The organism is Candidatus Leptofilum sp. (genome assembly GCF_965223525.1).
Classification (GTDB): domain Bacteria; phylum Chloroflexota; class Anaerolineae; order Promineifilales; family Promineifilaceae; genus Leptofilum.
Genome location: NZ_OZ245005.1, coordinates 600,750 through 625,771, shown reverse-complemented (window position 1 = coordinate 625,771; position 25,022 = coordinate 600,750). Strand labels below are relative to the sequence as shown.

Sequence of the window (25,022 nt, the reverse complement as noted above, 5' to 3'; positions counted from 1 at the left end):
CACAGGGCTTTTTTATCTATATCTGGCTAGGCGATAGCCAGGTTTAGACTTTACGGGGCTGTTGCCGTGAACAAAATGGGCAGACCTGTAACAACCTCTGCACATTTGTCATGGTTGCTAACATTTGGTCCAGAGGTAAACACGAGTGAATCCCATTCACCTTCTGAACCTACACAGCTAATTTCATCCCCGAAGGTAATTTGCATAGCACCGACTGAGGCACTCAGCCCACCATCGGCCGTGACGGATGCACTGCCTGTGCCATCGTCTTGACCATTGAAGAAGACTGATTGGCCAAAGCTAGTGGGTTCTAACAAGCCAGCCGGGTTGAACTCAGTGCCAACCAAAACATTTAGCGTGGCCGTATTACCAATTGCAATGGAGCCAACGGTCCAAGTGAGTGTCTCTTTCACCATGCCATCGAACGGATCAGGATTTGGCACGATGACAACATTGCCTGGATCGTCCGTCTCAAATGGTTGTGCTTCGTTGCTAAACGTGTCTTCCACAACAACATTTGTCAATTCCGTACCGCCACAGTTTTCAACTTCGATGGTCACCAAGAAGTAGAAGAGATTTTCTTCATCCCCGTTGTTTTCGCCCTGTACCGCTACTGGAATGATGGCGTCAGACAAGAACAGATCATCCGATGTGCGGAATGGCCCATCTAGCGTTTTGGAAAGTGCCAGGCAGGGTTCTGCTGGAATGGTTGGTGTTGGCGGAATCGGTGTATTGGTTGGCGTTGGTGGCACTGGTGTATTGGTTGGTGTGTTGGTAGGTGTTGGTGGCACTGGTGTATTGGTTGGCGTTGTTGATGGTGGAGGCGTGTTGGTTGCCGTGCTGGTTGGTGGCACTGGGGTGTTAGTTGGTGTGTTGGTTGGCGTTGGTGGCACAACCGTATTTGTTGGCGTGCTGGTAGGTGTTGGCGGCGGGCCATCGCACGGGCCTAGCTCGCCAGTGACTTTCATATCATTGGATTGCGCCCCAATGCGAATGGTATCTGTTAACGGAAAGGATATACCCAAAGCGACGTAATCTAGCGGAATAACTACTGTCTCGAACGCTTCTAGGGGCACTGTGATGATGAAGTATTGGCCAAGTACGATTATCCGAATCGCTTCTTCGCCAGCTACGTCGGAGAGGTTTTCTACGGTGAGGCTTCCGCTTTCACAGGAGACGTCCAGGGTCAATTGGGTCACAATTTGGTTCCCAGACGGCCGTGTTGCATTAGGGTCGCCATCGGCACTGGCAAAATTAACTTGCCAGAAGCTTAAAACAACAAGCCCCAAAAACCCTGTAAGCAGCAGTATGATTGTTGGTTTGAGATGTTTTTGCATTGTTTACTCCATTCTTTCTTCGATGATTTGATTTGGACAGGCAAAGTTTGAAGCTGTGAAGCTCCACTTTGGGATGAGGTTGGGCTATATTGCTTTAACTTGGGAAATGGCAATTCTCCTCTTTCTCTGGCTTCATATGGCACGATGAAGCAGCAAAGATGAACAACTTATCTCACTTGCACCAATCTCTCCCAAGTTAGATGCGCCTTTTTTTGATTCAAAGCAGATGATGATCAGACACGGATCGGTTAAATTTAAGCTGAAAGGGTACTTTTTGTCAACTGGGAGGAGAAAATTTTAAACTTGGCAGTTACGGCCGTTTTCTACTCCGGCGCAAAGTGTCCAAGATGTAGATGGGCGCGCCGAGGAAGCCAGAGAGCCGCTCGATGGCGAAGACGAGCAGCGTGAGGGCAACGGCCTGTTCATCAACCAGTCCCGCGCTGGCAAAAAGCGCAGGTGCTAGGCTCTCACGGATGCCCAATCCGCCAATGGAGGGGAGCAAGATGGCAATAGAGAGGAATGGCGTTACCAAAAAGTAATGACTGAATGGCACACTGTATCCTAGCGCCAGCCCCGCCGTTGCAAACCAGCTAATCTGCATCAAATTAAAGATAATAGAGACGCCGATAGCTTGCCAAACGGCCGTCCAGCCACAGGCTTGTACGGCCGTAATCACCCCCGCCACTTTTGCCCAGATGGGCTGCAGCCTGGCTGGCACCCAGCGGCCAAACGTGTGTACGAGTCGCCCCTCTAGCACTGCAAACCCACCAATGAGGCCAATGAGGCAAACGGCCGTTGTTTGCCAAAGCAAAGTCTGAGGGAAATTGTCTGGACGGAACGGCAGCGCGGCCAATCCAATCATGAACAGTGCCAGTAGCCCAGTGGCGCGATCTACGAGGACAGTGCCTGCGGCCGTTTCTGCGGGAACGTCCTGGGCCGCTTCCACAGCGCGCACCACGTCGCCGCTAAAGCCAGATGGCAGCACGGAGTTAAAGAAGTTGGCCGCGAAATAAAGCGACACCAGCCGACGAAACTCGATGGGCGCACCAATGCCGCGCAGCAGCAGCAGCCAGCGAAAAGCCCGCACCACCAGGCTGCTGTTTACCAACACAAAGCCCACCAACACCCAGCCCAGCTTGGCTTGCAGCAGCCGCTGGCCAATATCCGCAAAATCAACTCGGGTAGAAACGTACAGCAGTGCCAGCAGCGTGATGCCGATTTTGAGGATGGTGCCGAGATGTTTTCGCATCACGAAATTCTATCTGTTTTGCCCCCGTGTTGCCATCTCTTATAATCAGCCAGCTATGAAATTTTTGGAAAAGAAGTTGGGGCGTTTGGTGCTGGTGGTTACGGCCGTTTGGCTCTTTTTCTTTTTAGCACTGAACAGCATGGTGCACGACAGCCCCACGATGGATGAGCAAAATCATCTGGCGCGGGGGGCGGCGTTTGTAAAGACGGGCGATCCGCGACTGAGCCTGGAGCATCCACCGCTGGTGAACAGCCTTAGCGCTTTGCCGCTGCTGCTCCTGCCCGATTTGCAACTGCCGCTAGACCATCCAAGCTGGACAGATTTGCAACCGCCAGATGTCTATTGGTACGTCTTTGCTGATCAATTTTTGTGGCACGCCAACCAGGACGTGACGCGCATGATCTTTTTAGGGCGGCTGCCAATCGTGTTTTTGACGTTGGGGCTGGCGCTGGTGGGCTTCCATTTTGCGCGTGAATTTTGGGGGCGGCCGTCTGGCTACCTGGCCTTTTTCTTGCTGTTGTTTGAACCGAATATTTTGGCAAACGGCCGTCTCGTTACTACAGATTTGGGTGGCGCGTTGTTCATCACGTTGGCACTGCTGCTGGTGTGGCGCATGTGGGCGGTGCCGGGCTGGGACTGGCGGCGACTGCTGGCGGCAGGTGTGGGGCTGGGGCTGGCTTTTGGCAGTAAGCTCTCCATGTTGGTTTTTGTGCCAATTTTGCTGGTAATGAGTTTATTCCCAATTTTTAACGCAAAGGCGCAAAGGCGCAGAGGGGTTTTCAGGCGATTAACGCAGCTTGGCGTAGCCGGTTTGATCTCAATCGTAGTGGTGTGGGTGATTTTTGGCTTTGAGTGGGGGGCGTTTCGCTTTCCGTCGGAGGTGTTGGCTGGCTTGAATGAATTTAGCGGGCCGATGCCCACCTTTTGGGCGGGGATTGACCAGATTGTGAACGTGAGCCGGGGCGGGCGGGCAGCGTTTTTGCTAGGTGAGACGACGACCGAGGGCTTTTTGCTCTTTTTCCCGGTGGCCTTTTTGGTGAAGACGCCGCTGGTTTTGCTGGTTGGGTTGTTGGGGTTGGTCTGGCTGGGATGGAAACGGCCGTCCAGCCGTCCCAAACTGCTCTATCTCCTCATCCCGGCTGCTCTGTACTTTGGCGTTAGCGTGATCAGCAATATCAACATTGGCTACCGGCATCTGCTGCCCATTTTGCCGCTGATCATCGTGGGGGTGAGTGGGTTGCCTACTCTCTTTGCCGGGGAAGTTCAGGGTAAGGGCAAGTCGTGGCACGGTGAGGACACCGGCCACAGCTTGGCAATTTCTATGATTTTGGCGGGCGGCATCTTGCTGCCCAGCTTGTTCATTCATCCGCACTATTTGAGCTACTTCAACCTGGCCGCAGACGGCCCAGCCAATGGCGCGGCCATTTTGGCAGATAGCAGCAACGATTGGGGTCAGGATTTGCTGCGATTGCAGAACTGGCTCGCTGAAAATGGCGAAGATTCGGTTCGATTGGGCTGGTTTGGCATTGGTGATCCGGCTTATTACGGAATGCAGTTTGAACCGCTGCCGGGCTTCCCCCGCGCCGAATTTTTAAGCTTGTGGAACAATCCACCGTTTGACGTAGAGGCACCAGAGCCAGGATTGTACGCTATCAGTGCCAGCAGCTTGTGGGAGAGCCACTGGGAGGCACGGCACGTCTACGCTTGGTTCCGCACTCAGGAACCAACTGACCGAATTGGGTATTCGATTTACATTTATGACCTTCGTTAGAACAGGAACACAGAGTTCCACGGAAAAGAGGCGATTTGTATGGTGGGGAACGGCAGTCCTCCTCATTGCTGCCACTTTCCGCCTTATTTTGCTGCACGACGTGCCGCCAGGGCTGGCGCAGGATGAAGTGCTAAACGCCGACATCGTGCAATTTATTCGCGGTGGCACCCACGCGCTCTTTTTCCGCGAAGGCTTTGGGCATGAGCCACTTTACCATTACTTTTCTGTGCCATTTCAACTGTTGTTGGGCGACAATGTGCTTTCGATACGGCTGCCTGCGGTGACGCTGGGGCTGCTGCTGGTGGCGCTAACGCTGCGTTGGGCAAAGCGAGCGTTTGGGGTGGGTACGGCCGTTCTCACGGGCATCGGTTTGGCCATTAGCTGGTGGCCAATTGTGTTTAGCCGCGTAGGAATCCGCCCCATTTTAGAGCCGGTGCTGCTGCTGGTTTTTGCCTGGTTTTGGCCGAAACGGCCGTGGCTGGCAGGACTCTTTCTAGGCTTGAGCGTCTACAGCTACACGGGGGCGCGGGTGGTTTTTGCTATTCCTGTACTGCTAGCCGTCTACTTTTTCCTGGCGCAGAAGCACACGGAATGGCGCAACGAGCAGATAAAAGCCGCTTTATTAACGTTGGGCGTATCGCTGCTGGTAGCGTTGCCCCTGTTTCTCACACTGCGGGCAGACCCCACCCTGCAGCAGCGCGTTGATCAGCTGCTGGGGCCTCTAGAGGCATTGCAAAACGGGGATTTCCAACCCATTTGGCAAACCACCGTGCAGACGCTGGGCGTGTTCAGCTTTACAGGCGATCCGCGCTGGACGTACAGCTTGCCCGGCCGCCCGCTGTTTGATTGGGGGACGGCCGTATTCTTCTACGCTGGTTTGTGCATTGTCCTGTGGCGCTGGCGGCAACCCCGCTATGCCTTTGTGCTCATTTGGCTGGGCGTGGGGCTAATTCCCAGCGCGGTGACGCCGCAGGCACCTAGCACGGTGCGGCTGGTGGGGGCGTTGCCTGTGGTTTATTTACTGCCTGCACTGGCGGGTACGGCCGTTTACCAACGTCTTCGCCAGCAAAAATTAGCCAGCTGGCAAACGATTGTGCGTCCGGCGTTGGCTGCGCTTCTGCTGGGGATGCTCATCTTTAACAGCTACCGCACTGTGCAAGATAGTTTTGTCACCTGGGCGCAGGCAGAAACCACCCGACTGAACCATTACCAAACGGTTCTGCTAGACGTGGCCCGCCATTGGCACATGGCGGCCCATCCTGCCGAGCAGCTTGTTGTGGCCGAAGCCTTTTTTGAACCGATTGACCGGGATTCGCTCATTCGCAACCTGGGCTACGATCCGCAAGCCCGCTGGGTACAGACGGGCGAAGGTGCGACGGGGGCTGTGGTGTGGCCTGGGGGGGGGGACGGCCGTTTTTACATTCCGGAATTTGCCGCCCCCGCGCCTGATTTATTAGCAGTGGCAGGCATTGGCACAACGCCACAGTTCCGCAGCGAAAACGTGCCATCCTTTGCCATTTATCCCTTGCCGGACACACCGCCTACTTTGCAAACTGTTGAGCCAACCCACTTTGATGAGCAAATTACCTTAATGGGTTATGAGATTTTGCCACCCATAGTGGGTGAGCCACTGGTAGCCTACACCCTTTGGCGGGTAGAACAGGCGTTGCCGTCAAATCTGGCTGCTTTTATGCACCTGGTAGATGATACAGACCAAATTGTGGCCCAGCACGATGGCTTTGACGCCGCCCCGATTACCTTGCGGTCGGGGGACCTTGTTTTGCAGCGGCATGTTTTACCTGTGGAATCGGCTGGAGCTGCGACGCAGTTCGATCTTTATCTCGGTTTGTACCTGCGGGGCAGCGGCGAGCGGCTTCGTTTTGGCACAACTTCTGAAGAGCGGTTTTGGTTGACGACGGTTTTCGTTGACGAAAGATAGCACCATCGCTATTATTCCACACGTTTGTCACATATATTTTTCGGAGGGCACTCTCTATGTATTTTGTAAAAAACAAAAGTCAATCATCCCGGAAAGGCGTGATTGTTTTTAGCTTTGTGTTGGCCGTTTTGGTCATATTTTCGGCGGTGGGGTTTATGGCAGCAGATGCAGAGCGAACGGCCGTTCCTGCCATAGCCGCACCACAAGCCAGCACCATCACTGCAACAGAGACAATCAGTGCAACCGGGGTGGTTTCCAGCAACATCATCTACTTCCCGTTGGTGTTTACCCCGTTTGAAATTGACATCTCTTTGCCAAACTCCTCAAATCAGTGGACAGTTTCCTGGGATAAAGTATCTGGCGCGACTGGATACATTATTGAGGAATCACAAGACCCCGATTTTGCCACAGTGACCGATGAAGTGACGGTAGGAGATGTAGATTCGTACCAGTTTGACCTGCCGCTTTCATTTAACAACGTTTACTACTATCGCGTGCGGTCTGTGTATCCTGATTTCAACGGTGCTTGGTCAGATTCTGTTATGGTAATTGGTGGGTATCGGGATGATTTTAGCGACGATACCTCTGGCTGGGTGCCCACCCGCCGCATGACCTTCTTGGAAGAAACGGTGGTTCGCTATGGCGAAGGCAGCGAGGCGGGGAACCTTATCATCATCGTGGCCGATCGCTGGGATTGGCTGATTGGTAGCCCGCTCATGCCTGCCCCAGAGCCACCTTACGCCATTGAATTCCGGGCGCGGGTGCACGATGCCTCGAATCTGGTCTCTGGTGGCGCTGTTTTCGGTGGCGACTGGAACGGCGATGCCTGCCCAGAAATTGGCAATGTGTACGAAACAGATAACTGCTTCAACCATTTCTACAACTTCAATTTTATCTTTTACGGGCCGCTCAAGCTGCTGCATGAGCAGGTGAACAGCCTGGTTTGGTGTCCCACCTGCGGCGGTAGCCCCATCAAGCGCATTGGACCCACGGTTGATGTGGATCCCATTTTGGCCAATGGTCCATCATTGGAGTGGCACACGTACCGAATTGAAGTGCGAAACAGCGGCGTTCAATTCTTCCTGGATGGTGCTCATAAGTGGACGTTTAGCGATACGACCTACATCAACGAACCTTATTTTGGCGTATTCGCCTCCACAGATGAGTACAAGCCCTCCATTTGGTTCTATGATTACTATCAAGTTACGCGTATTGATTAACTCACTGTGTAAACTTGGTAAGGGCAATGTCATACCCGCGCAGGCGGGTATCCATCTTGTTTATCAGCATGGATTCCCGCATTCGCGGGAATGACAGACGAATAAGGTAAAGGTGGCTGATGCTGTTAGTGTCAGTCATTTTTATTTTGTTGTGATGGATGATGGTATGAAAAGCAGGTTTGATTTGCGTAAAGGGAGGTGGCTGGAAACGGCCGTTCTCCTCCTGTTTTTTGCTCTCTCCATTGTCAACCTTACCCAGCTTGGCCCCACATTTGATGAGCAAGGGTTCATCACGCGCGGCCTAGGCTACCTGCGCGGCGAAAATAGCTGGATGCGTGTAGGGCATCCGCTGGGGCTGAACGCCCTCAACGCCTCTCTGCTGGTTGCTGACGATGCCGTGCAGCTTCCCGTAGACGATCCATCGTGGCAGCTTCCCAATTTTCATCGCCCGTCGGAGCTATTTTTGTGGGAGATTGGCAACGACGTGACGCGTGTGATGTTTTTGGCACGGTTGCCGACTGTTTGGCTGGGACTGCTTTTGCTGGCGTTGGTGTATCTCTGGGTACAGGAGCTAACTGGCAAGCGTTGGGCGGCGTTGCTGGCTTTGTCGCTGGGGGCGTTTGATGCTAATTTGCTGGCACACGGCCGTCTTGCCACCACCGATTTTGGCTTAATGACCTTTGCCTTTTTGGCAGGTTTTTTGCTGTGGCGGTTTGGCAAACGGCCGTCCTGGGCGCGAGCCATCTGGGCGGGGATTGGCTTTGGTCTGCTGCAGAACACAAAATTTACGGCAGGCTTATTTGTGCCGCTGTTTGCCCTTGTGTTGCTGGTAATTCTTATTCGTTGGTGGCGGGAATCTTCCCCCAAGCCTGCGCTTTTTAGCCGCCAATCACCGCTGCTGGTCATGCTGCTGGTTGCTTATCCGCTGGCCGCATTTTTAACGCTGTGGGCAGCGTATGGCTTCCAGATTGGCACGCTGCCCGATAGTTTGCCCACGCTGCCGCAGCTTTCTGGCCTCACGCTGCCGCTGTCGCATCATTTGGAGCAGTTGCTGGATATTGGCGGGCGGCTGCAAAAAAGTACGCCTGCATTCTTGGCCGGAAATTATTCCGACAGCGGCTGGTGGTTTTACTTTCCGGTTGCCTTTTTGCTAAAGACGCCGCTGCCCACGCTGATTTTGCTGCTGGGGTCGGGAGTTTGTCTGCTTTGGCTGGCGTGGCGAGGCAGGCTGGCTAGGCGTTGGCTGACGCTGGCGGCGTTGCTCATCCCCCCGCTGGGTTACTTTGGCTTTGCCCTCACCACAGACATCAATTTGGGTTACCGTCATTTGTTGCCGATTTTGCCTTTTCTCTTTGTATTTATCGCCATCGTCGTGGCCTGGTTGCCTAACTTTGGGCTGCGCCGCTGGGTGTTGCTGGGGTTGGTGATTTGGTTGGGCGGTACGGCCGTAGCCTTGCATCCTCATCATCTGGCCTTCTTTAACATTTTTGCCGGTGGCCCAGACGGTGGCTGGCATTATCTGGTAGACAGCAACTTAGATTGGGGGCAGGATTTGGCTGGTTTGCAGGCGTGGATGGTGGAAAACGAGGTGGAGCACGTTTGGCTGAGTTATTTTGGCGAAGGACGGCCGTCTTACTACAGCATCAACTTCACGGGTCTGGATAGCTTCCCGCCGCGATTGATGAACCCGCAGGCACGGCCGTTTTATCCGCATGATCCCGCCCCCGGCATCTACGCCATCAGTGCCACCACGCTGCAGGGCGTTCACTTTGCCAACCACGACACCTTTGCCTGGTTCCGCGACAAAGAGCCGTTGGACAAAATTGGCTACAGCATCTTCATTTACGAGGTGCTGCCGCACGGCGAACCAGCGGAGGTGGTGCTAGCCGGAGTGCAGCTAGATGAAATTGCGCCAAACGATTTTGCCCGCTTGCAAACTAACCAGGTGATCCCTCACTGGTTGCGGAGCCAAACCGTCTTTTTACAACCCGCAGCCTCTGCGTTTTGGCTAGTTGCCACGCCTGATTTCGAGGTAAGTTGGGTTGAAGCCGATCTAGTTACTCAAACCGACCTGTATACAATGTATCGTGTGCACAATAGTGGGATAGAAACGGCCGTAGCCCACCAATTCAGCCAGGATGAGTACCAAATTAGTTTGCTGGCAGATTCAGAGATTGCGGTTCGGGAAGATGCGATCCAGCTTACCACTCGCTGGCGAAACGAAACTGGCGCCGTGCCGCTGCAAATTTACGTGCATTTGCTAGATGCGTCGGGGCAGATTGTAGCGCAATGGGATGGGTTAGACATTGCCTGGGAAGGGTGGCGCACGGGCGATCTGCTATGGCAGCAGCATGAGATTGCGCTGCCCCCGCAGCTACCCGCTGGCGAATATGATTTGCGCGTGGGGCTGTATGACCCGGCGATGGGCAGCCGCTGGGTCACGCCAGATGGCGCAGATTTTGCCCACATTGCCACGCTGGAGCTTGGGCAATGAACCGCCAGCGCGTTTTGCTTCTGCTAATCCTGCTGTTGGCTGCTTTTTTGCGCCTTTGGCAGCTAGATAGCTTCCCGCCCGGTCTTTACCACGACGAGGCATACAACGGCCTGGACGCGCTCTCACTGGTGCAGGGCGAACAGTTTCCCAAATTTTACGAAGGATGGGAGCTGTATGCGGAAGAAGCCCACGGCGACAATCCCCCTGAACCCACTCGCTGGCCCATCTTTTTTGAGGGAAATTACGGCCGTGAGCCACTGCACGTTTACCTGATGGCCGTCTCGATTTGGCTGTTTGGCGCGACCCCGTTTGCCATTCGTTTTGTGCCTGCCATCTTTGGCGTGCTGGCGGTGCTGCTGACTTATTTTGCCGCCAAAGAACTTTTAGGGGGTGGTGAATCTAAGCCAGTGGGGGAAATGGGTGGCACGGTCAGGAGACCGGCCACAGCAATGAGCATCACTTCAGAATGGATACCCTTGGTGGCTGCGTTTTTTTTGGCAATTTTGCTGCCTGCTATCCATTTCAGTCGCTTTGGTCTGCGGGCAATGGTCTTTGTGCCCGTCGAGATGCTTACCATCATCTTCTTCTGGCGCGGCTACAACCTCAGCCAGATCACCCTGTCACCCCGTCACCGGCGTTCGCAGAACGCCATCACCGTGTCATTTTTGGCTGCTGGCTTCTTTTTGGGGCTGAGCATTTACATTTACGCGGCGGCGCGGCTGTTCCCGCTGCTGTTTGTGCTGTTTGTGCTGTTTTGGGCGTGGCAGGATTGGTCTGGCCTGCGAAGAAATTTGTTGAATGTAGGCGGTATGACGGCCGTTTCGCTTTTAACTGCGCTGCCAATTCTGCTTTTCTTCTGGCGATACCCTTACTTTTTTGTTTTTCGTATCGCTTACGTGGCTAACCGGGGGCGGGGGACGGTAGCAGACCAGCCGCTGCTGACCTGGCTGCTAAACGTAGGGCGTGTTTTTCGCGGGCTGTATTGGCAGGGCGAGACTCATTTTCGGCACAATTTACCGGGACGGCCGTATCTAGATCCCATCCAAGCCACCTTTTTTACACTGGGCGTGGTGCAAACCGTGCGCCAAAAGCTGAACCCGCGCGCTGTCTTTTTGCTACTGTGGCTGCTGGTGATGCTTCTGCCCACCATCATGAGCGGCGACGCCCCCCACTTTGGCCGCATGACTGGCGCGGCCGGGCCGCTTGCGATTTTGGTAGCGGTAGGGGCTGTTTGGCTTTTTTCAGTAACCAGTAAACCGATCACTGTTCACCGAATACTGATTACTGGTTACTGCTTACTGTTATTTGGCAGTCTCGCCTTTACCGTGCGTGACTATTTTGGTCGCTACGCCAATCATCCCCAGCTTGCCACCGATTTTTACCTGCCGGATTGGCAGCTAGGGCAGTTGGCGGCGGATCAGGCGGAAGGAACGGCCGTTTACCTCACGCCTACCCAAGAAGAAATGGCAACCATCTTTTTTGCCCTGGCCAACCCAGACGGCATTCGCAGCTTTAGCGGCACCGGGGAGCTATTGCCGCTGGGGTTTGCGGATGAGCCGATTTTGTATTTGGTACGGCCGTCCACGCCAGAAACCCTGGCCCGTTTGCAAACTGCGTTCCCGCAAGGCGAAGTGGGCGAACTGCTGGATGATGCGATTCCGTATTTTGTACCGGCTGCGGCACCACGACTGAGCGGATTGCAGACGTCGGAGGCGGTTTTTGGGGAGAATATTGCGTTAGCCGGGTATCGCGCTGAGGTGGCGGGGAACCAGGTGCGGGTGACGCTGGCCTGGCAAGCGTTGGCGGAGATGACGCGCGATTACACCGCTTTTGTGCATTTGCTGGATGCGGAGGGCAATTTAGTAACCCAATTGGATCGACCGCCAGATGGCTATCCTACCAGCGTTTGGCAGCCGGGGGAGCTTGTGCAGGATACTTACCAAATCCAGCTCCCCGCCAATTTGCCGCCGGGGACGTACACGGTGCAAACTGGATTTTACCATTTGCCCACGCTAACAAATTTGGGGGAAGCGGCCGTTCTCACCACCATTTGCCTGCCCGATGGGCAATGAAAATCGTATTGCGTATAGCGTATTCCGTTTTTACGCACTACACACTATTCCGGTAGCTCAATTTGCCTGATGAGGATGGCATCTTGACCCGTTGGGGTGATCAGGCGCGTGCCGTCGCGAACGTCGTAGAGGCCTGTGTAGAGCATGTAGCTGCCGGCGGGGAGGTCGGCTGGCAAGGAAATTTGGTGCTGATCCACAACTGGATCGCTGCTTTGCCAGCAGGTGGGGGGCCACTGGCCGTTGACAGGCCAGCCATCGGCTTGGGCCACCAGATTGCCTTGCGAATCTAGCAAATGGTTGAAGACGGTGTACGGCCGTACCGTTGGGTTCTCAGCTTGCCAAACCAATGTTAAATCGAGAGCATTTGCTGATTGTTTCAGGGCGAACTGTGTAAGTTCAATTTGGTCGCCAAGCAAAACGTTCACGTTTTCTGCCTCGTTGGGCAGTGAGGGGATGAGTGGTTCGTTGATGGCGACAATGGTGGCGCCAACGGGCCGCCAGCTAAGGCCAAGTGCAATCGCCCAGCTCAGTTGCCCAGCCGCCCAAAGCCATTGCCAACGCCAGTTGGGAAGCCACTTTGCTAGCCAAGTGGCACTTGGAATGAGCAGCAGAGGCATGAGAAAGAGCCAGATGCGCCCGACTTCCCCCCGCGTAGAGCCAGAAAGGTTGAGGATAAGGAGGAGAACGGCCGTACTCACGGCTAAAGCCTGCATCGGCGTTAGCTGCCTTCGCCTGAAATTGCGTGTAGCCACGATGAGAGTGCTTAAAAATGCAGCAATGATGGGCAATCCGGTAAAAATCAGTACATCAACCAGATTGAACAGCAGCCAAGTGCCGTAGCTGCGCTTGGCAGTTACCAGCTCATAATGTTGCGCCAGCCCAACCTGAACGATCTCCCAAGGAGGTGCTTGCCATCCTAGCCAGAAGATGAGCCAGACAAGTATGGTGCCCAGACCAAAAACGGCCAGCGGCAGCACATGTTGGCGGATTGACCACTGTGTTTGCCACAAAGTTATGACGGCGTAAATGCCCAGAACGCCCACAAGTGTGCCGTTGCCAATGGACAAAAAGGTGGTGAACGACAGCAACAAGCCCGATACAAAGAGCCAAACGCCACTTTGCCGCTGCCAGCCCAGCAAAAACGTCCCAACAATCAGCACGGTCAGCAAGGCAAAAAGCTGGTCAGACAGCGGCGCGAAGATGAGCAGAGCCGGAATGGCGGCGATCACTACAGTTAGTTTGGCAGCACGCGGGTTTGCGGTGAGATTTTTAGCGACAAAATAGGTGGGGAAAATGGTGGAAGCGGCCAAAATCATGGGCAGAATGGCCCAGATACCGAGGGTGGCGACGATGGCGGGTGGTTGTTCCAGCAGCCACAGGTCGGTGCAGCGTTGTGGGTAAATGCGTTGGCCCAGCTCTTGAGCCAGTTCAGGAGTGCTTTGCAGCAGTTGAATGGTGAACCAGTTGAGCAGAACCAGCCCTGGCGGGTGCGTGCGGGCGTGGTCGGATTCAAATTGGGGCATGGCGGCGGGGTAATTTTGCAAGGTACTGTTTACGTCGTCCAGATTGGCGGCTGTCCAGTAGTAGCCGTTGGTTTTCACGGCCAGGGTGCGATCTACCAGTTCGGCCAGCGGCTGGGCTCGGTCGGCGTAGAGCAGCCCCCACTGCATTCCCAGGCAACTGGCAAATAGCAGGATGAGGGTAATGGCCGTTTGCCATCGTGCCACTTTTTCTTGCCGCAGCCACCAACCCAGCACTGCTAGAAAAGCAGCCCCGGCTAGGATGACCAGCCACCAGCGGGAAAACGGCCGTAACTGGTAAGGCCAATGCCACACGGAGCTACCTGGCAGCGGCCCGCGCAGGTGGGGCATTGCATCTGTTAACAGGACGATGATGAGAACGGCCGTAATGCCGCAGACTCCCAGAATCCAAAGACGACGTTTATCCATCGCCGCGAAAGATACAAGAGCGTTTCCCCTTTGTCAATCGGCCTGCCAATTATCTAAAACTCCGCTAGAATTACCCGGTTATGACAAAGTTTGAGACAAAATCGAAGATTCCCAACGATTTGACTTGGTTGGTAGTTTTGGCCTTTACCGTTGTGTGGATTTTGTTCATCCACAGCCGTGCCTACTCCACCAATGAAGCGTCTCGTATGGCCTCCATTGAATCGCTAGTGCATCGGGGAACCTGGGTTATTGAAGACTCTTCATTTGCCCACACGCTGGATAAAATTCAGGTAGACGGCCAATTTTATTCCACCAAGCCGCCGATGCTTTCGTTTTTGGGGGCGGGGGTGTATGCGGTGCTGCATCACGGTTTTGGCCAGACGCTCACTTGGCGAGAATGTATTCCAGATCTGCTGGAAACAAATTGTCGTGCTATTTTGGAATTGGGCGAAGTAGATTGGGTTCACTTTATTCTGGTTTTGCTTCTGGTGAGTACGCCCGCCACGCTCATTTTGGCACTTACCTATCGCTTTGCCCGACGGCACGGGTTTGCGAATTGGTCTAGCCTGCTGTTTACGGCCGTTCTTGGCCTGGGCACTGCACTTTTTCCGTACAGCACGGTGTTTTCCAACCATATTTTGTCGTCGGCTGGCATTTTTGTGGCGGTTTACATTTTGTTGCTGAATCCGAACCCGACGCCGTTTCAGCTAGGGTTGGCTGGTTTTGCAGCCACGTTGGCGGGTACAGTGGATTTATCGGCTGGTATTTACCTGGTGGGCATTTTTGGGTACGTGGTGCTGGTTTATCGGCAAACGGCCGTTTACTTTATTCTCGGCAGCCTGATTCCCGGCTTATTGGCCATCTATCTGAATTGGCAAATAGTGGGCACGCCACTGCCGCCGCAACTGTTTACACAAGGGTACGATTATGAAGGCTCTGCCTTTTTGACAAACCCTGGCGGGCATCGCACGCCGAGCAACGTGGGCGAGTACGCTTTTCATCTGCTGGTCGGGGATCGTGGCCTTTTTTCATTTTATCCCATTGTCATTTGGTTTGTGTACGGATTGGTGAAGGCAGTTCGCGCCGTAGATTTGCGAACGCGCCATCTGGCCTGGGCATATGCCGGTGCTAGCCTGCTTTATTTAGCTTATTTCGTGTTTCGTACCCACAGCTTTGGTGGATTTGGTTTTGGCACGCGCTGGCTGATTAACCCGGTGCCAGCGATGGCGCTTTTTGCGCTGGAGCCGTCGCTTTATCGTAGCAAGGTTGTTTTGAAAACGGCCGTCCTCGTCCTGGTTGGCGCAATTTCTATCATCAACACCTACCCTGGTGCGCTCAATCCCTGGCGTTCAGCTTATCCGCTGTTCCGGCTGACGTATGCCGCGCCAGAAGAACGCCAGCTCATTCCGGTAGCCCTGTCGGGTTACGGCAGTTATGAGCATGTTAGCTCGGAAATTCGCAGCAGTTTTGGCGCCAATACGGTACACCGCCGCTGGTTTGATGCGCGTTCCAGCTTAGTGGTGCCGCAGGGCGAGGCTTGGTGGTTTATTCATGAATCTACCCCGTTGCCACCTAGCCTGGCCGCGCCTTTTGGGCTAGATGTTCCGCAAACGTATGCGCTAAATGCTGACCTGACGGCAACGGCTCGGCAATGGATAGGGACGTTTGCCAATGAGGTGTACCAAAGTGAAATGCTTGTGCCTGTTGGCGAAACGGCCGTGACCCCCATATCCCTCCCTCTCACGTTTACAGACGATGGCGACAGCATGGCTCTGCGTGGCTACCAGATTGAACAAAGTGGGGCCAACCTGACGTTACTGACCGCCTGGGAGATTGAAACCCGTGAATACCCGGCGGGTGAGCGCAAGATTTTTATCCATCTTTTGGCAGCGGATGGCACGATTGTGGCGCAAAATGACTTTTTTGCCGCGACTTATGAAACGCTGTTTCCGGGGGATCTGTTTTTTCAACAACAGACGCTAAATCTGGAGGGGGTGCCTGCTGGTCGTTACTGGCTGCAAATGGGCGTGTATGATCCACTGACGGGTACGCGCCTCACCGCAGACGGCCTGGATCGGCTGCTGCTACAATCTGTGGATGTGGCGCAATAACGCATGTTACGCAGTAAGGTAGGGACGAATTTTGGGCAGACACGGAGGTCTGCCCGTACCGGAATCTGGTGGTTGGCGGTGTTTGTATTGCTGCTGGCGTTTGCCTTGATGGCGAGTAGTGCACTGCAGAAAAGTGCCACGGTGGATGAGCAAAGCCACCTTTTTCGGGGCGTGGCTTATTTGCGCGAGGGGGCGACCCACTTTTTGTTGGGGCATCCGCTGGGGGCGAGTGCGCTGTCGGCGATGCCTGTGCTTACGGAACCGGATTTGGCATTGCCGCTGGACACGCCTGCCTGGGAAGCGGGGAATTGGTCGGTGGCGGGTGATCTGTTTATGTGGCGGCTGGGCAATAGCCCACAGCGGCTGCTCTTTTTGGGGCGACTGCCAGTGATCTGGCTGAGTTTGCTGCTGCTGGCGTTGGTCTTCCGCTGGGGGCGTGAGCTGGCTGGGCGATGGGCAGGGCTGTTGGCCACGGGGCTACTGGCCTTTGATCCGAATTTGTTGGCACACGACCGTATCATCTCTGGCGATGTAGCCATGACCCTCTTTTTTGTGCTGACGCTGTACGGCACTTGGCGTTGGTCAGTGAAGGACGGGGGCTGGAAAGCGTTGCTTCTGGCTGGCGCTGGGCTTGGTTTGGCCAGCGTTTCCAAATTTAATGCGGGGCTGCTGCTGCCGATTTTGGGGCTGCTGGGGCTGTTTTGGGCATGGCGGCGGCGTAGTTGGCGGCCACTGCTGGTTTTGTTGTTAGTGGGCGCAGTCGGCGGAGTGATTATTTGGGCGGTGAATGGTTTTGGGATACGGCCGTTGCCCGGCGGCGCATTTTGGGACGATCTGTTCTGGGTATTAAGCTATTTTGGTCAGCCACACGGAGCCTATTTAGCGGGAGAGGTTTCTACCTCTGGCTGGTGGTATTATTTTCCGGTTGTCTTTTTGCTAAAAACACCCTTGCCTACGCTGTTGCTTTTGCTGGCGGCCGTTGGTGTGCTTCTGGCGAATTGGTGGTGGACGAGGCGGAAAAGCGGAACACAGAGGCGCACAGAGAAAAATGGAGATTTGCTTTTTTTGCTGCTGCCTACGATGGTGTATCTGAGTGTCAGCCTTACCTCGTCGTTGAACATTGGGTATCGTCATTTGTTGCCAATTTTGCCGTTTTTGTGGTTGTTTACGGCCGTTTCCCTACAAAACGTTGCGCCCAGCTGGGTAAAAAATGCCCGATTCGTGGGGGGCGGGGTGATTGTATGGCTGGCAATCCAGGCGGTTTTCATCTGGCCGGATTACATTCCCTTTTTCAATTTGCTGGCGGGTGGGGATGATCAGTCATGGCAGTTGCTTTCTGACAGCAATATTGATTGGGGGCAGGATTTGCCAGCATTGGCTGCCTGGCAGCAAGAGACTGGCCGGGCTGTGAACCTGAGCTACTTTGGTACGGCACACGCATCTGCCTATGGCATAGATTTTGTACCAATGCCGATGTGGCCGCCCGCACCGGAAGCTGCGCCGCCTGGTCGCCAACTGTATGATCCGCAAAATCCCGCGCCGGGCGTGTATGCGCTGAGCGTGACCAGTTTGCATGGCGTGGTGCTGGGCGAGCAGCGGGATGCCTTTGCCTGGTTCCGTGAGCAGGAACCGTTAGCTCGGCTTGGAGGCAGCATCTTTTTGTATGAGGTTGTGCCAACGGCCGCTCCTGTTGATCTGGTGCTTTTTGGGATGGAACCTGCTCAACTGTCTTCAGATAGTCGCGCCGAATTGGAGAGCAATGATTTGCGGGTGCGCTGGTTAAATGATGGAAATGCTCTGCTGTGGCCTGCTGGCGGGGGATTTTTGGCTTTGGTAGAGGAGAATGAGATTGCAGGGACGTTACGACCGTACCTCCAGATTGAACCAGTGGTGGCAGATAATCAGCAACTTTACCGTTTGCCTGCACCTGCCGAAACCTTTGAGTCAGATGTTCGTCCATTTGCTGATATTCTTGAACTACGCGAGACGATTTTTGTTACCACAGATATAGCGGAAGCAAATGCGGTGAGGCTGATGACTTGGTGGCGGGTGTTGGGGGAAACGGAACGGTCGTTAAAACTGTTTGTTCACGCCGTGGCCGCCGACGGGGAGATAATTGGCCAATGGGATGGCCTAACTGTAGATGCCACCAGTTGGCAACCCGGTGATCAATTTGTGCAGCTCCATCAATTAAATTGGGCTACAGGATCAATACCCGACCATTTTCTGGTCGGTGTTTATGACGGGGAAACCCAGGAGCGGCTAGGAGAACCAATACAGCTACCTTTTCCCTGATGCACTTTCCTGGCTAGCTGCGGAATTTCAATCCGCAGTGGTTTTGCTGCCCAATTTTAGTAAAATTCTATGCTTCGATTTCGGTTACTGGCCTGGAAAACGTTGTGAAGTGGAATAAATCAAATTTGTAAGAAGGATGGATTTGTTGTAGATGGTGAATGAAATAAAGAATAGTGAGGCATGCCCGCAACCGCGACAAGGCATGTTCAAAATAATGTTTGTTCTGGGTAGCCTGTTGGTGTTGCTCATGGTGATATTTGTAAGCAGTAGTTTGGGTGCAGTTACCAATTTTGAGCGCGTTAGCGTCGGCACGGGGGATGTTGAGAGCAATCACGACTCATTTTATCTGTCACTTTCTGAAGATGGGTCTGTTGTTGCCTTTGAATCATTTGCTTCCAATTGGGGGCCAGACCAGATAGACCTAAATTTTGTGGATATTTTTGCGCGCGACCGCAACGCCGATGTCACTCGCAAATTGACCGTGGGATACAATGGCGATCCTGCCGATCAGCGCAGCTTTGATCCTTTTGTGTCGGCAGACGGCCGTTACATTTCATTTATTTCCTACGCCACGAACCTGGTGCCTGGCGATACTAACCGCTTACCTTATGTGGATAATGGGCTAGACGTTTTTTTGTACGATTGGCAAACTGGTAGCCTGGAGCGGGTGAGCCTTACCTGGAAGGGTGAACAAATTGACGGCAACAGCGTTGGCCAAATTTCGCCAAATGGCGAGTACGCCATTTTTTCATCGAATGGTTTGGTGGTGGCACAGGGAGAAAGTAATGTGGCTGGCGACGCGGCCATTTATGTGCGTCATTTGCAAACCGGCGTAGTTGAACGCATTACCAAAGCACCCAATGGCGACTTTCCTGATGGGAACGTGGCGCGTGCATTTTCCAGCTATGACGGCCGTTTCATTGTGTACATCTCTAACGCCACCAACCTGGTGCCAGACACCAACGGCCATGCAGACGTGATGATTTACGACCAGCAAACTGGTGAAACAACGTTGATTAGCAAGCCTGTTGGCGGTGGTCAGTCCAATGGTAAAAGTTCGCCCGCCGCCATCTCGGCAGACGGCCGTTACATTGCCTTTCGCTCCTTTGCCGATAATTTGGTGCCAAACGATACGAATGGCGTGCCCGATATCTTTGTTTATGATCGTTTAACGGGCGAACTGGAGATGGTAAGCGTCTCAACAAGCGGTGTTCAGTCCGATGCAGACAGCAAAGACCCGGCCATCTGTGGCAACGGCCGTTTCATCTCCTTCACCTCAGAGGCAACCACCCTGGTGCCGCTGACTTACAATGGGGAACGGCAGGTGTACGTGCATGATCGTCTGACCCAAACCACCTTTTTGGCAACGGGCACAGAAACATTTATGGGCAACGGCCGTGCTCATCGCTCGATCCTCTCTGCCGACTGCCGTACCATTGGTTTTGCGACAGACGCTGGCAACCTGATTGTTGGCGACGATAATGGTGAACGCGATCTGTTTGTGGGCGATATTGTGATTCCAGCCAACCTGGAACCATCTCAATTGACCGCTTCTGGTAATTTTGAGGCGGGTGCAGAGGTAACTTACACGGTTACATTAACAAATATTGGCACAGAAACGGCCGTTGCCACCTTTAGCAGTCCCATCCCCACCAACACCACCTACGTTTCTGGCAGTGTTTCTGGTGCCAGCTACAATGGCAGCGCGGATGCTGTAGAATGGACAGGCAACGTGCCAGGTGAAGGGGAAGTGATTATCAGCTATACCGTGCAGGTCAACCCAGCTTTGACCGATTTCACACTCATCACCAACCAAAGCGACATTTCCTATGATGGAAAATCGGAAACGTTGGAGATGGTTTTTGCCGTAAACGGCCTTAAAACATACCTGCCATTGGTGCAGCGGTAAGTTAGAGGCGAACCCCCGTGTGTGCCCAGCACGGCCAAGCCCGTAGGACAGCATTTTGTGAAGATAATCATTGTAATTCCCACATACAACGAAGCCGACAACATCGAAAAAATTACCGAAGCCCTCTTTGCCTTGCCCTTTGCAGATCGCCATCTCATCATTGTGGATGACGCCTCGCCAGACGGCACGGGTGAGCTGGCTGACAAGCTGGCCGCCCAACACCCACAAGAGATGACCGTAATGCACCGCACTGGCAAATTGGGCTTAGGAACAGCCTATGCCAAAGGGTTCCAGATGGCGCTGGACATGGGGGCAGACGTGATTGTGCAAATGGATGCCGATTTTTCTCACTCTCCCGAATACATTCCAGAGATGGTACAGCAGCTTGAAAACTTCGACGTTGTCGTTGGCTCACGTTACGTCCCCGGCGGTCAGGTAGATGAGCGCTGGTCTTGGTGGCGTTATTTGCTTTCCTGGTGGGCTAACCATGCTTACGCGCGGCTTATTCTGAACATCAAGGCGCAGGATGCCACGGCTGGTTTCAAAGCGTTTCGCCGCTCTGTGCTGGAAGCAATTGATTTTAGCCGTGTGGTGAGCAACGGCTACGTCTTTCAGGTTGAAATTGCTTATTTGTGCCAAAAGATGGGGTTTTCTATTTTGGAACTGCCCATCTACTTTGAAGATCGGCGCATTGGCCAAAGCAAGATGAGCGTCCCAGTAAAAGTGGAAGCTGTCTGGCGCGTGTGGCAAATTTTTTGGCGATACCGCCATTTGCAAGAACGTCAGGCTGAGGTGGCTTAATTTATGGTTGCTCGCCTGCGGTCACAGTTACGGCCGTCTCTTTGGCAAAGTGTGGCGCTGGTGGCCGGAGTCACGGTTGCCTACGGGCTGGATTATTTATTCAACCTAGTTATTGGCCGCATGTTGGCACCAGTTGAATTCAGCATTGTGGTGGCGCTGGCGGGAGTGGGGCAGGTGCTGGTTGTTTCCTCGCGGGTTATTCAAACGGTGGTCACGCGCTACATTTCGCGCTTTCAGGTAGGGGATGAGGCGGACGGCCGTATCGCTTCCTTCTTCCAATCCATGTTCCGAGCCTCGTGGCGATGGGGCGTGTTTGCCTGGGTCATTTTGGCTTTGTTGAGCTGGCCGCTGGCTGCATTTTTACAAATTGATGAGATTTGGCCCGTGCAGGCATTGGCGGCTGCTACTTTGTTGATGGTGGTGCGCCCAGTGGTAGGCGGTGCGCTGCAGGGCTTGCAGCAATTTTCTGCACTCAGCGCGGTGCAGATTACGCAGGCATTGTTGCGGTTGCTGCTGGGGGCACTCCTGGTTTGGCTCGGTTGGGGTGCATTTGGAGCGATGTTGTCTTTGCCGCTAGCTAGTGCGGTTGCGCTGGTTGTGGGGTGGATTTTGTTGGATACGGCCGTAAAACAGAAAACGGCCGTGCATCACCAAGTCCAACTTCCAGAGATGTTCCGCTACTCAACCTACACCGCTGCTGGGCTCATCGGCTACGCCTTGCTCATCAACATGGACGCTATTTTGGTGCGCCGCCTGTTTGAGCCAGACGTGGCGGGCAACTACAGCGCGGCTATCACGCTGGGCAAGGTGATTCAATTTTTCCCCGTTGCTATTATTATGATTTTATTCCCCAAGGCGGCGCGGCGGCAGGCGGCACAGCAGGATGCAGGCAAAATTTTGCTCCTGGCGATGGGCATTGTCGGTCTGGTGTGCGGCGGCATTGCGCTGGTTTATGGTTTGTTCCCCGAACCCATCGTCAATTTGGTTTTAGGCAGCGAGTATCAAGTTGAAGGGCTTGTTTTAGGCTTGGTTGGGCTGGCGATGCTGCTGCTGTCGCTCTCCAACGTCTGGCTCAACTACTTTTTGTCCACCGAATGGACGACCTACGTTTACCTGATTGGCCTGGGCATTGTTTTGCAGCTTGGCACGATGATCTTGTTTCATGACGCGCTTTGGCAACTGCCAGCGGCAATGGTGGCAACTGGCTTGTGGCTCAATTTGGCGGGTCTTATCATCTTTTTCTGGCGGCGGCATTCAGCAGACCCGAAGGGTTTTGCCCCGTAGCGATTGAGGTGCGAAGAATGAAAACCCTTCGGGTCTTTTAAGGTATTATGCACCCCAAGTTACTCTATTTTCGCTACAAATTGTTCAAATACCGCCGGGTAGAGCAGCAAGTTGCCCAAAATTTGGCCAGCCAAAATCCGCAGGCCAGGCTGCTGGACGTTGGCTGTGGCGACGGCGAAAATATGCTGCGATTTGATGATGTGGTTTTGCGGCGAACAGGGCTGGAAGTTTCTATGTCGCGCCTGAAAACTGCCCGTCACTTGGGATTAGACGTGATGCAGGCCAGCGGCACCCATCTGCCCCTGCCCAGCACCACGTTTGATATGATTTACATTGCCCACGTTTTGCATCACGTCGCAAACTACGAGCAGGTGTTAGCAGAAATGAAGCGATGTTTGGTGGCAAACGGCCGTATCTTCATCGTTGAAACCGTGACTGACAACCCGCTGCTGCGGCTGGGCCGCAAAATCAACCCCGTGTGGCAGGGAGATGAGGTAGAAGCAAGCTGGCGTTTTGCCGATTTGACGGCTATTTTTGAGGAAGCAGGCTTTGTTGTGGAGCGGGACGGCCGTTACAACATCCTCTTCTTCCTCTGGGAAATGCTGCCGCTGGCGTTCTGGCCCTTTGAAATTTTCACACCCATCTTTGTCTATCTGGACCTGCTGCTGGCAAAGTTCTTCAATAATCAGTCAGCGCATTGTTACTTTGTCTTGAAGAAGGATGATCTCATCAAAGATTTCGCAGATTAAAAAGATTGAAAAATCTGGTAAATCTGCAAAATCTTTGATTAAAAACTCAAATTCATGCCCAAGATTTTAATGATTGCCCTAGACGGGGCCACGCTGGATTTGTTAAACCCCTGGATGGCTGGGGGTGAATTGCCCTTGCTCAAGCGACTTTTTGATGAGGGGGCAGGGGGAGAACTGCTCAGCACTGTGCCCTGGGCAACCCCTACCGCCTTTGCCTCGCTGGCTACCGGCACCAATCCCGGCCAGCATGGCATTTACGACTTTGGTAAGTTGATTGGCGGCGATTACACAGCCTTTGTGCCCACAAACGGTCGTCACATCATCGGCCACTCACTTTGGAAACTGCTCTCGGATGCTGGGCTGAGTTCGTTGGTGATCAACATGCCCATGACGTACCCAGCCGAAGCGATAAACGGCCGTCTCGTCGCTGGCATTCCGTACCCTGGCAGCAGTCCGCAGCTGTGCCATCCACAAAACTTGCTGCGCGAACTGGCCGACCACGGCTGGGATTTAGCCCGCAATGCCTCCGACGACCTGGGCGGCAGCTACGCCGACTACTTTGCTGGATTGATAGAATTGGTCAAAACGCGCGGCGAGGCGGGTGCCTGGCTTTTGCAGCAGGACCAGCCAGATTTTACGGCCTTACACTTCCTGGAAACCGATCAGGCCCAGCACCGCTTCTGGCAGTTCATGAAAGGCGAACCCCGCCACGACCCCAACGGCCCCCACACCGACGCCATCTTGCGCCTCTACCACGTCGTGGAGCAGGCAATGGCCCAAATTTTGGCTGCCGTAGATGATGACACCATCCTCTGCGTGATGTCCGACCACGGTTTTGGCCCAACGCGGCATCAAGTCTGGCTAAACAATTGGTTGCACCAGAATGGCTTTCTTGCCCTCAAGCCCGGCCTGGGCGTGCGCTTCAAGCAAATGCTGTACCGCCTCGGCCTGTCGCCCGCCACCATCCGCGAGGCGGCTCCAGAACGGCTCAAGCTGGCCATTTTGCAATTTTTTGAGCGGCAAAAGGGGCGCGCTCTGGCCAGCGAGCTTGAGGCGGACAACGCCGTCCAGAAAAAAGGTTTACTGGATCGGCTAACTGAGCGGCTGGCAATTGATTTTTACGATTTGGATTGGTCGCAGACCTGCGCGTTTTCTACAGGTACAACGGCCGTTGGCTATGTTTGGCTCAACGTGGCGGGGCGTGATCCGCAGGGAATTGTTCAAATCGGTGAAGATTACGAGCAAACCCGCCAACAGATTGCCGCTGCCCTGCGCCAGTGGGGGGCTGTCGGTGAGGTGTTGTTCCGCGAGGAAGTTTGGCAGGGGGTGCAGCTTACCGACGCGCCAGACATAATCGTTCGCTGGGCAGCAGACACAACCGATGCCCGCTACTTCCAAACCCGCTTTAGCAGCCATCATCTCATCAAGCCGGTGCCTAACGATTACGCCAGCCATCGCCCCGATGGGATGTTTGTCTGGCACGGTTCAGGTGTCCGCGAGGGGCTACAAGTAGATGCCGATTTGCTCGATTTGACGCCAACCTTTTTGTGGCTGCTGGATCAACCGGTACCGACGTATATGGACGGCCGTATCCTCACCGACTGCTTTACGCTGGACCATCCTGCCAAGACGATTGAAATTGCCCTCCCCACTGCTGCAACCAGCGACCAAATGACCCCCGAAGATGAAGAAGCCCTCAAAAATACCTTGCGCGGACTTGGCTACCTTGAATGAATGCAGGTAAAGGAGACAGTCCCTTATCTGCCTGATTTACATATAAGCTTTACTAGAAAGTGACTGTCACCTCAGTTGTGCTGTGTTATACTTGCCGACTTGTGCTAG

The 25,022-nt window shown here is 54.0% G+C and carries 16 protein-coding genes; 12 read left to right on the top strand and 4 right to left on the bottom strand.

Translation table 11 applies throughout. The features are described 5' to 3' along the window. Positions 1–50: 50 nt before the first annotated feature. Both ACOQPM_RS19765 and ACOQPM_RS19760 read right to left on the bottom strand, forming a co-directional pair. Positions 51–1,337 carry a hypothetical protein gene (locus ACOQPM_RS19765; RefSeq protein ID WP_420631981.1) on the bottom strand — a complete coding sequence of 429 codons (1,287 nt, stop codon included), beginning with the start codon at positions 1,335–1,337 and terminating at the stop codon, positions 51–53. A gap of 310 nt (positions 1,338–1,647) precedes the next feature. Continuing rightward, entirely contained in the window at positions 1,648–2,586 is a 939-nt protein-coding gene (locus ACOQPM_RS19760) for a lysylphosphatidylglycerol synthase transmembrane domain-containing protein (RefSeq protein WP_420631980.1), read from the bottom strand. A gap of 55 nt (positions 2,587–2,641) precedes the next feature. Here ACOQPM_RS19760 and ACOQPM_RS19755 point away from each other — a divergent pair, with 55 nt between their 5' ends. The 3 genes from ACOQPM_RS19755 to ACOQPM_RS19745 are packed head-to-tail and all read left to right on the top strand — an operon-like array spanning position 2,642 to position 7,516. Then, a complete protein-coding gene (locus ACOQPM_RS19755; RefSeq protein WP_420631979.1) occupies positions 2,642–4,357 on the top strand; it encodes an ArnT family glycosyltransferase in 1,716 nt (571 codons plus the stop codon). Then, the gene (locus ACOQPM_RS19750; protein ID WP_420631978.1) at positions 4,344–6,296 is read left to right on the top strand and encodes an ArnT family glycosyltransferase; all 1,953 of its coding nucleotides are present in this window, start codon (positions 4,344–4,346) and stop codon (positions 6,294–6,296) included. The genes ACOQPM_RS19755 and ACOQPM_RS19750 overlap by 14 nt, the downstream gene beginning before the upstream one ends. Before the next feature lie 56 nt (positions 6,297–6,352). Beyond that, positions 6,353–7,516 (top strand): hypothetical protein, encoded by a 1,164-nt coding sequence (locus tag ACOQPM_RS19745; RefSeq protein ID WP_420631977.1) that lies wholly within the window; start codon positions 6,353–6,355, stop codon positions 7,514–7,516. Between the two features lies 1 nt (position 7,517). On the opposite strand, the gene ACOQPM_RS19740 is transcribed toward ACOQPM_RS19745, so the two are convergent. Beyond that, the gene (locus ACOQPM_RS19740) at positions 7,518–7,655 is read right to left on the bottom strand and encodes a hypothetical protein (protein ID WP_420631976.1); all 138 of its coding nucleotides are present in this window, start codon (positions 7,653–7,655) and stop codon (positions 7,518–7,520) included. 27 nt (positions 7,656–7,682) lie between these two features. On the opposite strand from ACOQPM_RS19740, the gene ACOQPM_RS19735 reads away from it, so the two are divergent. Both ACOQPM_RS19735 and ACOQPM_RS19730 read left to right on the top strand, forming a co-directional pair. Beyond that, a complete protein-coding gene (locus tag ACOQPM_RS19735) occupies positions 7,683–10,010 on the top strand; it encodes a phospholipid carrier-dependent glycosyltransferase (RefSeq protein ID WP_420631975.1) in 2,328 nt (775 codons plus the stop codon). Then, positions 10,007–12,082 carry a hypothetical protein gene (locus ACOQPM_RS19730; RefSeq protein ID WP_420631974.1) on the top strand — a complete coding sequence of 692 codons (2,076 nt, stop codon included), beginning with the start codon at positions 10,007–10,009 and terminating at the stop codon, positions 12,080–12,082. Before ACOQPM_RS19735 ends, ACOQPM_RS19730 begins: the two co-directional genes overlap by 4 nt. 44 nt (positions 12,083–12,126) lie before the next feature. Here the strand turns inward: ACOQPM_RS19730 and ACOQPM_RS19725 are convergent, their stop codons facing one another. Next, positions 12,127–14,031 (bottom strand): hypothetical protein, encoded by a 1,905-nt coding sequence (locus ACOQPM_RS19725; protein WP_420631973.1) that lies wholly within the window; start codon positions 14,029–14,031, stop codon positions 12,127–12,129. Between the two features lie 80 nt (positions 14,032–14,111). Here ACOQPM_RS19725 and ACOQPM_RS19720 point away from each other — a divergent pair, with 80 nt between their 5' ends. The 7 genes from ACOQPM_RS19720 to ACOQPM_RS19690 all read left to right on the top strand — a co-directional run bounded on the left by ACOQPM_RS19720 (position 14,112) and on the right by ACOQPM_RS19690 (position 24,914). Beyond that, positions 14,112–16,142 carry a hypothetical protein gene (locus ACOQPM_RS19720; protein WP_420631972.1) on the top strand — a complete coding sequence of 677 codons (2,031 nt, stop codon included), beginning with the start codon at positions 14,112–14,114 and terminating at the stop codon, positions 16,140–16,142. 3 nt (positions 16,143–16,145) lie between these two features. After that, positions 16,146–18,437 carry a phospholipid carrier-dependent glycosyltransferase gene (locus ACOQPM_RS19715; RefSeq protein WP_420631971.1) on the top strand — a complete coding sequence of 764 codons (2,292 nt, stop codon included), beginning with the start codon at positions 16,146–16,148 and terminating at the stop codon, positions 18,435–18,437. A gap of 202 nt (positions 18,438–18,639) precedes the next feature. After that, positions 18,640–20,346 carry a hypothetical protein gene (locus tag ACOQPM_RS19710; protein WP_420631970.1) on the top strand — a complete coding sequence of 569 codons (1,707 nt, stop codon included), beginning with the start codon at positions 18,640–18,642 and terminating at the stop codon, positions 20,344–20,346. A 57-nt stretch (positions 20,347–20,403) separates the two neighbouring features. Continuing rightward, positions 20,404–21,147 carry a polyprenol monophosphomannose synthase gene (locus ACOQPM_RS19705; RefSeq protein WP_420631969.1) on the top strand — a complete coding sequence of 248 codons (744 nt, stop codon included), beginning with the start codon at positions 20,404–20,406 and terminating at the stop codon, positions 21,145–21,147. Positions 21,148–21,150: 3 nt separating this feature from the next. Further along, complete coding sequence (locus tag ACOQPM_RS19700) at positions 21,151–22,431, top strand: oligosaccharide flippase family protein (protein WP_420631968.1); 1,281 nt, start codon at positions 21,151–21,153, stop codon at positions 22,429–22,431. Positions 22,432–22,478: 47 nt separating this feature from the next. Further along, positions 22,479–23,180: a class I SAM-dependent methyltransferase gene (locus ACOQPM_RS19695; protein ID WP_420631967.1), complete on the top strand. Its 702-nt coding sequence runs from the start codon at positions 22,479–22,481 to the stop codon at positions 23,178–23,180. A 54-nt stretch (positions 23,181–23,234) separates the two neighbouring features. Then, complete coding sequence (locus tag ACOQPM_RS19690) at positions 23,235–24,914, top strand: alkaline phosphatase family protein (protein ID WP_420631966.1); 1,680 nt, start codon at positions 23,235–23,237, stop codon at positions 24,912–24,914. Positions 24,915–25,022 lie beyond the last annotated feature (108 nt).